Annotated in this window: 14 protein-coding genes; 9 read left to right on the top strand and 5 right to left on the bottom strand. The window is 66.6% G+C overall.

All coding sequences use genetic code 11. The features are described 5' to 3' along the window. The first annotated feature begins 107 nt into the window (after positions 1–107). The 3 genes from U4960_RS02630 (at position 108) to U4960_RS02620 (ending at position 4,042) form a co-directional block, all read left to right on the top strand. Complete coding sequence (locus tag U4960_RS02630) at positions 108–1,538, top strand: TonB-dependent receptor plug domain-containing protein (RefSeq protein WP_324262062.1); 1,431 nt, start codon at positions 108–110, stop codon at positions 1,536–1,538. Then, positions 1,487–2,665 carry a TonB-dependent receptor gene (locus U4960_RS02625; RefSeq protein ID WP_324262061.1) on the top strand — a complete coding sequence of 393 codons (1,179 nt, stop codon included), beginning with the start codon at positions 1,487–1,489 and terminating at the stop codon, positions 2,663–2,665. The genes U4960_RS02630 and U4960_RS02625 overlap by 52 nt, the downstream gene beginning before the upstream one ends. Positions 2,666–2,809: 144 nt before the next feature. Continuing rightward, on the top strand, positions 2,810–4,042 hold the full coding sequence (locus U4960_RS02620) for an aromatic ring-hydroxylating oxygenase subunit alpha (protein ID WP_324262060.1): 1,233 nt from the start codon (positions 2,810–2,812) through the stop codon (positions 4,040–4,042). A gap of 306 nt (positions 4,043–4,348) precedes the next feature. Here U4960_RS02620 and U4960_RS02615 read toward each other — a convergent pair whose 3' ends face one another. Further along, positions 4,349–5,296 (bottom strand): SDR family oxidoreductase, encoded by a 948-nt coding sequence (locus U4960_RS02615; protein WP_324262059.1) that lies wholly within the window; start codon positions 5,294–5,296, stop codon positions 4,349–4,351. Between the two features lie 136 nt (positions 5,297–5,432). On the opposite strand from U4960_RS02615, the gene U4960_RS02610 reads away from it, so the two are divergent. Then, positions 5,433–6,434 (top strand): NADP-dependent oxidoreductase, encoded by a 1,002-nt coding sequence (locus tag U4960_RS02610; protein ID WP_324262058.1) that lies wholly within the window; start codon positions 5,433–5,435, stop codon positions 6,432–6,434. Then, entirely contained in the window at positions 6,431–6,973 is a 543-nt protein-coding gene (locus U4960_RS02605; protein WP_324262057.1) for a nuclear transport factor 2 family protein, read from the top strand. The genes U4960_RS02610 and U4960_RS02605 overlap by 4 nt, the downstream gene beginning before the upstream one ends. Here the strand turns inward: U4960_RS02605 and U4960_RS02600 are convergent. Then, positions 6,970–7,308, bottom strand: coding sequence for a hypothetical protein (locus tag U4960_RS02600; RefSeq protein ID WP_324262056.1), 339 nt, complete (start codon positions 7,306–7,308; stop codon positions 6,970–6,972). The two genes, U4960_RS02605 and U4960_RS02600, sit on opposite strands and share 4 nt — an antisense overlap. A 29-nt stretch (positions 7,309–7,337) precedes the next feature. On the opposite strand from U4960_RS02600, the gene U4960_RS02595 reads away from it, so the two are divergent. After that, positions 7,338–8,462 (top strand): serine hydrolase domain-containing protein, encoded by a 1,125-nt coding sequence (locus tag U4960_RS02595; protein WP_324262055.1) that lies wholly within the window; start codon positions 7,338–7,340, stop codon positions 8,460–8,462. Here the strand turns inward: U4960_RS02595 and U4960_RS02590 are convergent. The 3 genes from U4960_RS02590 to pdxH are packed head-to-tail and all read right to left on the bottom strand — an operon-like array spanning position 8,447 to position 10,877. After that, entirely contained in the window at positions 8,447–9,265 is an 819-nt protein-coding gene (locus tag U4960_RS02590; protein WP_324263159.1) for a PhzF family phenazine biosynthesis protein, read from the bottom strand. The genes U4960_RS02595 and U4960_RS02590 overlap by 16 nt on opposite strands. 20 nt (positions 9,266–9,285) lie before the next feature. Beyond that, positions 9,286–10,233, bottom strand: a complete 948-nt coding sequence (locus U4960_RS02585) for a cation diffusion facilitator family transporter (protein WP_324262054.1) — start codon at positions 10,231–10,233, stop codon at positions 9,286–9,288. A gap of 20 nt (positions 10,234–10,253) precedes the next feature. After that, complete coding sequence (gene pdxH / locus U4960_RS02580) at positions 10,254–10,877, bottom strand: pyridoxamine 5'-phosphate oxidase (protein WP_324262053.1); 624 nt, start codon at positions 10,875–10,877, stop codon at positions 10,254–10,256. A gap of 192 nt (positions 10,878–11,069) precedes the next feature. Here pdxH and U4960_RS02575 point away from each other — a divergent pair, with 192 nt between their 5' ends. The 3 genes from U4960_RS02575 to fabI all read left to right on the top strand — a co-directional run bounded on the left by U4960_RS02575 (position 11,070) and on the right by fabI (position 13,921). Further along, positions 11,070–12,044, top strand: coding sequence for a DnaJ C-terminal domain-containing protein (locus tag U4960_RS02575; RefSeq protein WP_324262052.1), 975 nt, complete (start codon positions 11,070–11,072; stop codon positions 12,042–12,044). A gap of 189 nt (positions 12,045–12,233) precedes the next feature. Then, positions 12,234–13,100, top strand: coding sequence for a YihY/virulence factor BrkB family protein (locus U4960_RS02570; RefSeq protein WP_324262051.1), 867 nt, complete (start codon positions 12,234–12,236; stop codon positions 13,098–13,100). Further along, positions 13,097–13,921: an enoyl-ACP reductase FabI gene (gene fabI / locus U4960_RS02565; protein WP_324262050.1), complete on the top strand. Its 825-nt coding sequence runs from the start codon at positions 13,097–13,099 to the stop codon at positions 13,919–13,921. The genes U4960_RS02570 and fabI overlap by 4 nt, the downstream gene beginning before the upstream one ends. Positions 13,922–13,964 lie beyond the last annotated feature (43 nt).

Raw genomic sequence — 13,964 nt, 5'->3', positions numbered from 1 at the left:
GGATGGTGTGTTCGGACACGCCTCATAGAAGTGCACATCTGGCGGGAAATCCGCACGGGACAAACGCGGACAGGGGGGTAGCGCCTGCCGCAATCGGGAGAGACAGCATGCACAAGATCGACGACCGCAATCCGTCCTGGCTGCGCCATGGTGCGATACGAACGGCCTTGCTTGGCGGGGTGGCGGGGGCCGCAATGCTGGCCACACCGCAGGCCGCCCTGGCGCAGGACGCCGGTGCCAGCGAGGACGCCAGTCAGGACAGCGGCAACCAGATCATCGTGCGCGCCCGCAAGCAGGATGAAACGCTCCAGGAAGTCCCCGTGACCGTCACCGTGATCGGCGGGGACACGCTCGACAAATATGGCGTCGACCAGGTCGCTGACGTCGTCAGCCGCGTGCCGACCCTCAACGTGCAGGTCGGCGGTTCGGGTTCGGGCGGCCAGCTCTCCCTGCGCGGGGTGGGCTCATCCAACATTTCGGCCGCCTTCGACTCGGCTGTCGCGTTCGATTTCGACGGGGTGCAGGTCTCCACCATGCGTCTGGTCCAGGCCGGGTTCTTCGACACCGCCCAGATCGAAGTGCTCAAGGGGCCCCAGTCGCTCTACTTCGGCAAGAGCGCTTCTGCCGGTGTGTTCGCGGTCAAGTCGGCCGACCCGACCCGCGAGTGGGAAATCGGGGCCAAGGCGTCCTATGAATTCGAGGAAAAAGGGTACCTGATCAACGGGTACATTTCCGGCCCGGTCACCGATACCCTCGGCATCCGCGTCGCCGCCCAGTTCAACGATATCGACGAATTCATCAAGATCGCGCCCAACACCCCGGCGGTCAACCGCAAGCGCGGCCTGACCGACTTCATCGGCCGGGTCACGCTCAACTGGGATCCGCTGCCCGAGTTCAACGCCAACCTCAAGATCCAGTATTCCAAGCACGAGAACGACGGCGCGCTCGGCACGGTCGAGATTGGTTGCGGCCTCAACGGACGTGCAGACGAAGTGGTGCTGTTCGGCGGCACAATCGCCATTCCGGCCGGATACGACTGCAACAGCTTCGACCAGAGCTATTACCAGGTCGATGCCAACCCGGCCCTTGCCAGCGGCGTACCAGGGCCGTCCAAGGCAGAGGGCCGCAACGGGGTGCCGTTCGGCGAAACCGAGATCTTCTTCGCCCGGCTGAAGTGGGACCTCGATATTGGCGACCACTTCACCCTGTCGTCGGTTTCCGGCTTGCTCGACATGGAAGCGGTCGATTTCGACAGCTACTCCTACGGCGGCCAGGGCAAGGCCTTCATCCCGGGTCTGCCGGCAGCAGTCAGCGATGCGGTCATCGCGGCCAACTTCCCGGCGCTGGCTGCGGTCAACCGGCCCGGTGTGCCGATGGGCGCCGGTGCCAGCGACCCGATCAACGGACTGAAGCAGTTCAGCCAGGAAATCCGCCTGTCCAGCAACTACGACGGCCCCTTCAACTTCATGGTCGGCGGCTTCTATGAATGGCGCGAATCCTGTTCGACACCTCGCAGCAGGGGGTCAACATCTCTCTGATTGCCCCGGATCCGATCACCGGGTTCACCTATGACTGGGACAAGACCCACCTGACCAAGACCGAAGCCTACTCGGTGTTCGGGAGCGTCAGCATCGATCTGACCGACCGGCTCGAGCTGTCGGGCGGGGTGCGCTACACCGACGAAACCAAGGTGCAGACGATCAGCATCCCCTATGTCCACACCTTCCTGGCGTCAGGCCCGGCCTTCGTGGACAGCGGCTTCTTCTCCGGGCCGATCCGGTTTGCCGACAACAACTGGTCGCCGGAAGCCACGCTGAAGTTCCAGGCAACGCCTGATCTCAACATCTTCGCTTCGTTCAAGACCGGCTTCAAGTCGGGCGGGATCGACAACAGCGCGCTGCCGTCAAATTCGCTCTCCGGGTTCGCCAGCAGCGACCCGGCGGTGCAGGCAGCCACTGCCAACAGCCTCAAGTATGCCTCGGAAACGGCCATTGGCGGCGAAATCGGCTTCAAGAGCCAGTTCGCCAACCGCACCTTCACGCTCAATGGCACCGTCTATCACTACGTCTTCGACAACCTCCAGGTGCAGAACTTCAACGCCACCACTGTCCAGTTCATCACCAGCAACGCCGGCGAGCTGACCACCAAGGGCGTCGATCTGAACTGGGCGTGGGATACGCCGGTCGAGGGCCTGAACCTGTCCGGCAGCGTGGCCTACCTCGATGCCGAATACACCGACGACTTCCTGCAGCCGGGCGGTGCCGGCGGGCCGGTCAACCTGAAGGGCCGCCGCGCCTCGCAGGCGCCGGAATGGTCGGGTAACTTCGCATTCGACTGGTCCATCCCGATGGGTGACAGCCTGGAGTTCGGGCTGGGCGGCAACGCATCGTACAATGGCGGCTACATTACCGACGAGGCGACCTTCAGTGACTACGAACAGGACAGCTTCGTCACCCTCGACGCGACTGTTTCGGTCGGCGATCCGGACGGCAAGTGGCAGCTCTCGCTGGTCGGGGTCAACCTGACCGACGAGATCTATGTCATCACTTCGGGCGGCCGCCCGTTCCTGGCACCCTCGGGTCTCGCAATCCCGACCGGCGACGACATCGTGTTGACGCAGAACCGGGGCCGGCAGGTGTTCATCGAAGGCAGGGTCCGCTTCTAGGGGGAGCTTCAAGCGGACGCCGCTGCGGGCGCGGGGACATCCACCCCCGCGCCCGCTTTCGTTCAGGCCCCACGCAAAAGTGGCAATTGCCGCCTGAGCCGGTCTGGCCGACAAGCGGTTCGTCAATCAGGGAAGAGGTAAGCAATGGCGCAGGACAATCTGGTTTCGATGACCCGCTCGCTGGTCGCCCACGGCATGGCAGGCACGATGGAACTGGCAGACGAAGTGGTTGGCATCCCGGCGGCGAGCTACACCGATCCCGACCTGTTCGAGCTGGAGAAGAAGCAGATCTTCCGGCGGCTGCCGCTGATGGTGGCGCCTTCCTGTGAATTGCCCAAGCCAGGCGACTACAAGGCGCTGGACATCTGCGGCGTGCCCCTGCTGCTGACCCGCCAGAAGGACGGTACGGTCGCTGCTTTCCTCAACATGTGCACCCATCGCGGCAACCCGGTTGCCGCCGGCACGGGCAACGCCAGCCGTTTTACCTGCGGCTATCACGGCTGGACCTTCAAGAATGACGGCGACCTGATCGGGGTTGCCAGCCCGCAGGATTTCGGCGTGATCGACAAGGCCGCGCATTGCCTGACGCGGTTCCCGGTCTACGAAAATGCCGGCCTGATCTGGGCCACGCTGGATCCCGCCTCCACGCTCGACATCGCCGATTACCTGTGCGGCTATGACGAGCTGCTGAAAGCGTTCGAATTCGACGGCTGGCACCTGTTCAGCCAGCGCACGCTGGCGGGCCCGAACTGGAAGACCGCCTATGACGGGTACCTCGATTTCTACCACCTGCCGGTGCTGCACAAGGACACCTTTGGCGCGGATTTCTACAATCGTGCGAATTACTTCGCCTTCGGCCCACATCAGCGCCTGTCGACCCCCTCACAGTTCGCGATCAAGGTCTCGGGTGACGACGACCAGAAGCTGGACATCAACACCATGGCCGATGACCAGATTCCGCAGGAAGTGCTGGTCCAGGGCGTGTGGACCATCTTCCCGCATATCTCGATTGCGAGCTTCTACGGCGGGGGCCTGCGCGGGGCGATGATCAGCCAGCTGTTCCCCGGCGCCACCGTGGGCGAAAGCTACACCACGCAGTTCTACGTCATGGAACACGAACCGACCGACGAAGTGGCAATCAAGGCCGCACGCGACCAGTTCGATTTCCTCGAAATCGTGGTGCGCGACGAGGACTACAAGACCGGCAAGCGCCAGCACGAGGCATTGCAGAGCGGGCTGATGAAGGAGGTCCTGTTCGGCCGCAATGAACGCGGCGGCCAGGTGTTTCACCAGTGGGTCGACAAACTGACCCACGCGAGCGATGCCGAACTGAAGGACATCTTCGCTCGCGAACGCGAAGCCATCGCGGCGGAATAGAATGACCAGCTCCTCCCCCTTGAGGGGGAGACTGGGAGGGGGTGTACGGCGTTGCCATGCAGCACGCCATATCGGCCGCAGAACCCCCACCCCCAACCCCTCCCCAAGGGGAGGGGAGCGAAGCGAGCCTCGCCGCCAGTAACATTGGCGCCAAATCCCGGTCGGGCCAGCGACCGGGTTACAAGCTAAATCAGCTTGTCAGCACTGTCTCGATGCCAACGGCATCGCAAGGCCGACCGGCCGCCCGCAGCGGGCGCAGTTATGCTGCGCGTCTAGCGAGGATGGAGGCGCGGAGGCGCCTCCACACTAACCGAAAGCCGGCCGGAAGTTGCTGTCGCCCCAATCCTGCTTCGGTGCCCATTCGCTCATCGGCTCAAGCTTGCCTTCCAGTTCCGGGAAGCGTTCATAGACATGGTCCATGTCAACCGCGAACGGGCGCGTGGGCGCGGTGTTGTTGTATTCGTAGAACGCCTCGATCCCCTTGGCGAATTCCTCGCGCACTTCGGCCGGCATGTCATCGCCCGCCGCCTGGACCAGGTAGCGCCCGAATTCGGCCGGGGTGCAGGGATCGTATTTGACAGTCTTGCCCAGCGTGTTGCTCAGCACCTCGGCCACCTGCGGCCCGCGCATCCGCTCCGGCCCGCCGATGTTGAGCCAGGCGCCTTCCATGTCGGGCCGTTCGAGGCTGGCGAGCATGAACCGGGCGACGTCGTCGAGGCTGATCCAGTTGGCTTCGAGATGGGGTGCGTGCGGATAGACATAGCGCCCTTCGTTGACGATGAACGGCCGCGCCCAATTGGTCAGCAGGTTGTCCATGAACAGCACGCTGCCGAACACCGTGCCCGGCGCGCCGGAGCGCCAAAGCGCGTTGATGCCCGCAGTGTTGCCGGCATAAGTGAAGGCATCACCCGGCTTGTCCGGAATCCAGCTCGAGGTGTTCCACACCACCCGCTTGACGCCCAGCTCTGCAGCCGCCTTGCCGACATCACCTACCAGCACCGCGCGGTCCGCCCGCGCCTGGAGCGGGTGGGTGTAGAAAACGTAGTCCGTCCCCTCCAGCGCGGCGCGGTAGGTCGAGGGATCGTAGAGATCCATCGGGCGCACCTCGACCCGCTCGACCCCCTCGATCCTTGCCCCCGCGAACGGATCGGGCTGGCGCGAAATCGCGCGCACGTCATACCCTGCCGCCAGCGCCTGCCGGACCTGCGCCATGCCTTGCCGCCCGGACGAGCCGATTACCGTGATCAATGCCATGCTGCCTCTCCCTGTCGATTGGTTGACTGCCAGCTTAGGCACCCCCTTGCCCCTGCGCGCCGCCCCATTTTGATAGCCGCAGCCCTGCCAAAACTGCGCCTTGCCGCAACGGCCGCGCCGGTCGATGCTGACGCGCATGACCAACCGCATCTGGCGCCTGACGGCGCGCCCGCAGGGAACCGATTTCGCCAGTGCGCTGCACCTGGTCGAGGCGCCGCTGACCGATCCTGCCGAGGGCCAGATCGTGATCCGCAACGCGCTCCTCTCGATGGACGCGGGCACGCGGATGTGGATGAGCGACCGGACCGACGGCTACCAGCCTCCGCTCGATCTCGGCGTGGCCATGAGCGGGCTGGTGATCGGCCGTGTGACCGCCTCTCGCCATGCTGGCTTCCCCGAAGGCGCGCTGGTGCGCGCGTTCGGACAATGGGGCGATCATAGCGTGGTCGATCCGGTCATGGCCGGTGCCGTCAGGCTGGATGAAAGCGTGGCCGACCTACGCGCCTGGTTCGGCCCCCTCGGCATGAACGGCTGGACCGCGCTGTGGGGCGTCGAGCGCACCGGCGCTGCCCAGCCGGGCGAGACAGTGCTGGTCTCCGCTGCCGCCGGGGCGACCGGGCTGCTCGCCTGCCAGGTGGCAAAGCTGCTCAGCTGCACCGTGTGGGGGCTTGCCGGAGGCCCGGCCAAGTGCGCCGCGCTGGTCAGCGATTACGGGCTGGCCGGGGCGATCGACTACAAGGCGGGCAACGTGCGCGAACAGCTCGCCGGGGCTGGCGGGGTCGACGTCTATTTCGACAATGTGGGCGGCCCGTTGCTCGACGATGTCCTGGTCAGCATGAACCATTACGGCCGGGTGGCGGTGTGCGGGCTGGTGGCGGACTATAACACCGGGACCCGCACCGCCCCGCAGGAATTCGACCAGGTGCTGATGCGGCGATTGCGGATCGAGGGGTTCTTCTCGCCCGATTTCATGCACCACGGCCCGGAACTGACCGAGCGCCTGCTGGGCTGGTATGATGCTGGCCAGCTGGACCTGCCATATGACGTGACCCGGGGGCTGGAGAATACGCTCGTTGCCTATGGCCGGATGCTGTCGGGAGCGAACATGGGCAAGGTGATCGTGGAGCTGGAGCAATGACCGGAACGCTGGAGGACCGCGAAGCGATTCGCGACGTGATCGCCGCCTATGCCCATGCCATCGACCGCCGCCGGTGGGACATGATGGCCGCCCTGTTCCATGCCGACGCGGTGTTCGGCTTCGGCCCGGTGCAGGGCGACTGGCAAGGCTTCGTGGAGCAGGCCCGCGCGATCATCGATCCGTGCCTGATCACCCAGCACCAGCTCGGCCAGGTCTCGTTCGGGTTCGAGAGCGCGCACATTTGCTACACCGAAACCTACATGACCGCGATGCACACTATCCCGGCAGGCTACCCGATGACCGAAGTCTTCCCCGACAAGGGCACCGTCTATTCTGCTGTCATCGCCGGGCGCTATGTCGACCGGTTCGAGAAGCGGGACGGTGTGTGGCGCATCGCGCACCGGACCGGGATCTACGACTGGCGCGAATACCGCGAGGTTGAGGGGGTGGACCTGTCCGCCATGCCCGAGGGTGCTTGTGGCTTCCACGACGACCGCGATCCATCGACCCCGGTGGTCAGGCGCTGGCGCCCGGCTTAGTCCTCCCACGGCTCCAGCACGCAGCCATAGCCTTCGCGCCAGCTGGCGGTGTCGCTGGAAATCAGCGGGAAGCGGGCGGTCACGCTCTTTGCCTCGGCGTCTTCGGTCAGGGTCACCAGCTCCATTCCCGCCAGCTTGTCCTTGGCGCAGTCCTCCAGATCGCGCCCCCCGGCATGGCGGCAGGAACAGGCCACCCGCGCAGCATAGGCGGTCGAGACCCCGGCATAACCGGTCATCGGGGCGCGGAAATACCACGCCGTGCCCAGCAGCAGGATTGCAACGCCTGCCAGAATGATGCCCGGACGACGGGACTTTGCCGGTTTTGCCGTTGCCAAGCGGATTTCCTTAAGCGAGGGGATGCGCGATGGTCGCGCGCTCCCTGTCCCTTATCGCCATGCTGGCCCTGCTGCCAAGCCTTGCCGCGTGCGGCGAGACGCCGGCTGCCCCCGCCCCGCTGAGCGAGGCAGCCCTGGCCGCCGTGACCAAGGAGGCCGCCGCCCCGCGCGAGCAGCTCGCCCGCGAAGTCGATGACCTGTTTGCCAAGCCCGAACTGGGCGAGACCCGCGCCGTGGTGGTCATGAACGGCGGCCAGGTCGCAGCGGAACGCTATGCCCCCGGCTATGATGCCGAGACCCGGTTCGTCAGCTGGTCGATGGCCAAGACGGTGACGGCGGTGATGATCGGGATGCTGGTCGCCGACGGGCGCCTGCGGCTCGACGAATCTCCCCCCGTCCCCCACTGGCAGCGTCCGGGTGACCCGCGCGGCGAGATCACCTTGCGCCAGCTGCTCCAGATGCGGGCCGGGCTGGAGCATACCGAGGCAGGCGATCCGCCCTACGAATCGTCCGAGGTGCGGATGTTGTTCCTCGACGGGCGGGACGACATGGCCGCCTGGGCCGAAGCCCAGCCGCTCGAGGCCGAACCGGGGGCGCAGTTCGAGTACTCCAGCAACACCACCGTAATCCTGGCCGATATCGCCGCCCGCGTGCTGACCACCAGCGATGATCCCGACACCCGTCGCCGTGCGGTGGACGACTACCTTCGCGCCCGTGTGTTCGCACCGCTGGCGATGGACTCGATGATCGCCGAATACGACGCCAGTGGCACCCTGATCGGTGGCAGCCTGATGCACGGCACCGCGCGGGACTGGGCCCGGTTCGGCGAGTTCCTGCGCAACAAGGGCTCCTTTCGCGGCAGCCAGCTGGTCCCGCGCCGCTGGATCGAGTTCATGACCAGCTCCAGCCCGCGCAGCCCGCACTATGGCGGCCAGACCTGGCTCAACCGCCCCACCGGCGAGCGCGAGCACCCGCTGTTCCCTGACCGTGCGCCGCCATCGGTGTTCGCCGCGATCGGCCACATGGGGCAGTACGTGGTTGTCTCCCCCGAGCAGCGCGTCACCGTGGTCCGGCTGGGCCATTCGGACGCGCCCCAGCGCAGCGTCCTGTTGCAGGAGCTGGCCGACGTGCTGGCGCTCTACCCCGGGAGGTAGAACGTCCCCTCCACCACCGTCACGCAGGGCCCGCCCAGCCAGACCCGCGCACTTTCGCCGGTGCCTTCCAGCCGGCAGACGAGATCGCCGCCGCGCGCGCTTGCCTGGTGCGCGGTGAAGTCATCGCGCCCCAGCTTGGCAGTCCAGAACGGGGTCAGGACGGCATGGGCCGATCCGGTCACGCTGTCCTCGTCAACCCCGCCGCCGGGCACGAAGACGCGGCTGACCACGTCGAACGCGGCGCCGGGAGCCGTGCAGATGAACTGCTCGTTCCCCAGTGCGCCGAGCCCGCGCAAGTCGGGATCGAGCCCGCGCACCTGCGCCTCATCGGCATAGAGGAACACATTGTAGCCCGGCGTGCGCCACACCTCGCCCGGCTCCGCCCCGAGCAGGGCGACCGCTTCCGGCCATTCGCCCGGCTCGGTCACGATCGCAGGCAGGGCCAGCTCGTAGCCAGCATCGCTGCGCCGCACTTCGAGCACACCGCCCTGCCGGGTGCGGAAGGTCACGCGCCCCTGTTCCTTGGCATCGCCATCGCGAGTCAGCAGGACATGGCCGGATGCGAGCGTGGCATGGCCGCACAGCCGCACTTCGCTGGTCGGGGTGAACCAGCGCAGCTCCCAGTCCGCGGCACCGCTGGCATCGGGCACGACGAAGGCGGTTTCGGCGAACAGGTTCTCCTCGGCAATCGCCTGCAGCACGTGGTCGGGCAGCCAGGCCTCGAGCGGCATCACCGCCGCCTGGTTGCCGCGGAACGGGCGGTCGGCAAAGGCATCGACGTGCCAATAGGGCAGCGGGGTCATGGGGGAGGTCATGGGCGGGCTCACGGCTTGTCTCCTGTGGTTTCGGCGGCGCCCGGCAGCAGCTCCTCGGCCGCGAGGCCTTCCTCGCGCACCAGCCCGTCCGGGTCAGGGTGGATCAGCACTTCCACGCCCGGGAACTCGGCTTCGAGCCGGGCCTCGATCTCGTCCATCACCCGGTGCGCTTCGGCCACGCTCATCGCCGGATCGACCGAGGCGTGGAACTGGACGAACTCGTGCACCCCGCTGCTGCGGGTTCGCAGATCGTGCACCCCGCGCAGTTCGGGATGGCGGGCCAGCACCTCGAGGAAGCGCTCGCGCCGTTCCTTCGGCCATTCACGGTCCATGATCTGGTCGACCGCGTCCGCCCCTGCGCGCCAGGCCCCCCACAGCAGCCAGGCGGCAATGGCAAGGCCGAACAGCGGATCAGCCCGGGTGAAGCCGAGGTACTGGTCAAGCACCAGGGCGGCGATCACCGCCAGGTTGAGCAGGAGATCGGACTGGTAGTGGACATGGTCGGTGCGGATCGCCAGGCTGGCCGTGCGCCGGATCACGTGGCGCTGCCACGCCAGCAGCGCGAGCGTCGCCATGATCGCGATCACCGAAACGGCGATCCCTTCTTCTGCCGCCGCCGTCTCTCCGCCATCGACCAGCCGCGCAATCGCGCGCGCGGCAATGCCGGTGGCGGAGACCGCAATCAGCATGACCTGCACGATCGCTGCCAGCGCCTCTGCCTTGCCGTGGCCGAAGCGGTGCGTCTCGTCCGCCGGGCGGGCGGCAATCCACACCCCGACCAGCGTCGCGAGGCTGGCGACGAGGTCGAGCGCGGTGTCAGCCAGGCTGCCGAGCATGGCGGTCGAATCGGTGCGCCAGCTGGCCCAGCCCTTCAGCCCGATCAGGAACAGGGCGGTGGCAATCGAGGCATAGGCAGCACTGCGTGTCAGGCTCCCCCGCTCTGCGCCATGGGCCATGCTTGCGGGTGGAGTGGAGGTCACGGATAGAGCAGGGTGCTGCTCCACACCCCTCCGGTCTCTGGTCCATCACGCTCGAACCGGCGCCGGTCATGCATCCGGCCCGGGCGGTCGAGCCAGAACTCGATGGCGGTGGGCGCGAGGCGGAAGCCGGTCCAGTGCGGCGGGCGCTCGATCACGCTGCCTTCGGGGAAGCGCGCTTCGACCTCGGCCAGGCGGGCGTAGTAGTCGGCCCGATCGGCCAGGGCACGCGACTGGTCGCTCGCGGCCGAGGCCAGCTGCGAGACGCGCGGGCGCGAGTGGAAGTAGGCATCGGCCTCCGCCGGCGTCACTTCGGTCAGCGGGCCTTCGATCCGGATCTGGCGCCGCAGGCTCTTCCAGTGGAACAGCAGCGCGGCCTGCAGGTTGGTGCGGATCTCCCCGCCCTTGCGGCTGTGCGCGTTGGTGTAGAACACGAAGCCATCCGGCCCGTGGCCCTTGAGCAGCACCATGCGGACCGACGGCGCGCCCGCTGGCGTGGCGGTGGCCAGTGCCATGGCATTGGGATCGTTCGGTTCGGCCGCCTGCGCCTCGGCAAACCAGGCGTCGAAGGTGGCAAAGGGATCGCTGGTCGGAATGGCGCTCTGGTCAGGCTCTCGGTTCATCGCTCACACCGCACACTTGGACCGCATGTTACACAGTCCTGGAAAGGAAAATCCCGCCGCCTTTTCATGACCGGCAAACGGGCGGGACGGGGGGTGGAAAGGCCTGGTCATGCCCCGCATCTAGGCATTCAGCATGCAGTAGGAAAGCCTGCGTGCTTGCGCGGAACCACTGCCTCACCTAGCTAACACGCCATGAGCGATCCTTACGCGACCCTGGGCGTTGCCCGCACGGCCTCCGAAAAAGAGATCAAGAGCGCCTATCGCAAGCTGGCGAAGGAGCTGCACCCTGACCGTAACCAGGACAATCCGAAAGCGTCCGAGCGGTTCAGCAAGGTGACGCAGGCCTATGACCTGCTGTCCGATGCCACCAAGCGCGCCCAGTTCGACCGGGGCGAAATCGATGGCGACGGCAACCCGGCCAATCCCTTTGCCGGGATGGGCGGCGGGTACGGCGGGCGGCCCGGCGGCGGCTTCGGCGGCAGCTACGGGGGCGGCTTCGGGGGTCAGGGCGGTTTCCGGCCCGAAGACCTCCAGGGCGCCGAAGGGCTCGACCTGGGCGACCTGTTTGACGGGCTGTTTGGTGGCGGGGGCGCGCGGCGCGGCCCGGCTGGCGCCGCCGGTTTCAGGGGGCAGGGCCGTCCACCGCCCAAGGGCGCCGATGTCGCCTATCGCCTGCGCGTGCCGTTCATCGATGCGGCCACCCGCAAGGACCAGCGCATTACCCTGGCTGACGGCAAGACGATCGATCTCAAGCTGCCCGCCGGGGTCGAGGACGGCACGCAGATGCGGCTGAAGGGCAAGGGCGAACCGGGGCCTGGCGGCACCGGCGACGGAATCGTCACGATTGCGATTGACCGCCACCCCCATTTCCGCCGCGATGGCGACGATGTGCGGCTCGACCTGCCGATCACGCTCGACGAGGCGGTCATGGGCGGCAAGGTCAAGTGCCCCACCGTGGATGGCGCAGTCATGCTGACGATCAAACCGGGCACCGGCAGCGGCACGGTGATGCGGCTCGGCGGCAAGGGGTTCTCGACCAAGGCCGGTGCACGCGGCGACCAGCTGGTGACGCTGGAGATCCAGCTGCCGGCAGACCTGTCGGAACTGTCCCGCCGGCTGGAAGGTTGGCAGGACAGCAGCAACCCGCGGGCGAAGCTGGGCATCTGAGGCCCCTTCGCCCACGCACCTGGTGGCCGGGCGAAAACCGGAGGAGAAAGCCCGATCGATTCCCTGCCTGATCCCGAAGAGCGCGAGCTCGATTCGCTCAGTCCGGAAGCGCGCCGCCTTCGTGCCCGCAATCTGCGCGCCCAGAACCTGCGCGGCCGGATCGAAAACCGGGTCGGCCCGGGCACCCGCGTGTTCGCGGTGATCAAGCGCGTGGCGCTGGGCACATTCAACGACGGGTTCATCCACGCCGGCAACCTGGCCTATATGAGCGTGCTGGCGATCTTTCCGTTCTTCATCACCGGCGCGGCCCTGTTTTCCGTAATCGGCGAGGAAAGCGAGCGGCTGGCCACGGTTACCGCCATCGTGCAAGCCCTGCCGCCGGTGGTGGCCGATGTGATCGAGCCGGTTGCCCGCTCCGTGGTCGATGCGCGCAGCGGCTGGCTGCTGTGGGTGGGCGGCCTGATCGGCCTGTGGACCGTGGGCAGCCTGGTCGAGACGATCCGTGACGTGCTGCGCCGCGCCTATGGCACCCGGCCGACCCGCGGGTTCTGGGCCAACCGGCTGCTCTCCACCGGGGTGATCCTGCTCGCCGTGGTGCTGCTGATGCTCAGCCTGATCGCGCAAGTGCTGATCGGGGCCGCGCAACAGGTGATCGACGCCTATTTTCCGCTGTTGCAGGACATTCTGGGGCAGCTCGCGCTGGGGCGACTGATCCCGGCCTTCGGGGTGCTCGCCTCGGTCTATCTGCTGTTCTACAGCCTGGCCCCGCACGCCTATCGCGAGCGGCGCTATCCCAAGTGGCCCGGCGCCCTGCTGACCACGGTGTGGTGGGTGCTGGTCACGCTGGCCCTGCCGCCGGTGCTGGCCAGCTTCTTCACCTACGACCTGACCTATGGCGCGCTGTCGGGCATGATGATCGTGCTGTTCTTTTTCTGGCTGGTTGGGCTAGGGATGGTGGTCGGTGCAGAGCTGAATGCGGCGCTGGCGGTCACCCCTGAAGAGGAAGCCGCCGCAGCGCCCGAAGGCGGGGCAGGACAAGAGGAGGGAACCGCATGAGCGGTCTGATGCAGGGAAAACGGGGCCTGATCATGGGCCTTGCCAATGACAAGTCGCTGGCCTGGGGCATTGCGAAGAAGCTGCGCGAGCATGGCGCGGAGCTGGCCTTTTCCTATCAGGGCGAGGCGCTGGCCAAGCGGGTGATCCCGCTCGCCGCCCAGCTGGACAGCGATTTCACCTTCGACTGCGACGTGTCGGACATGGCCGCGCTCGACCGGGCGTTCGAAACCCTCGCCAGCCGCTGGCCGATGATCGACTTCGTGGTCCACGCAATCGGCTTTTCCGACAAGAACGAGCTGCGCGGCAAGTACGTCGACACCAGCTTGGACAACTTCCTGATGACGATGAACATCTCGGCCTATTCGCTGGTCGCGGTGACGCAGCGCGCGGCGAAGATGATGCCCCCCCTCCGGGAGGACGGAACCGGCGGGGGCAGCATCGTGACGCTGACCTATTACGGCGCGGAAAAGGTCATCCCGCACTACAACGTGATGGGCGTGGCCAAAGCGGCGCTGGAAGCCAGCGTCAAGTATCTCGCCAACGATCTCGGGCCGCAGGGCATCCGCGTCAACGCGATCAGCGCCGGCCCGGTCAAGACGCTGGCGGCGAGCGGGATCGGCGACTTCCGCTATATCCTCAAGTGGAACGAGCTCAATTCGCCGATGCGGCGCAACATCACGATCGATGATGTCGGCGGCAGCGGGCTCTACTTCCTGTCCGACCTGTCCTCCGGGGTGACCGGCGAAACCCATCATGTCGACGGCGGCTATCACGTGGTCGGGATGAAACAGGAAGACGCGCCGGATATCGCACTGGACTGAGGCACTTGCACCCGCAGGCGGGGCCGGAACGAGTCGCCGCGAC

Origin of the sequence: Altererythrobacter sp. H2 (assembly GCF_035319885.1) — a bacterium.
Classification (GTDB): Bacteria; Pseudomonadota; Alphaproteobacteria; order Sphingomonadales; family Sphingomonadaceae; genus 34-65-8.
Note: the sequence above shows the minus strand (reverse complement) of the source record. Positions and strands in the feature narration are given on the sequence as shown.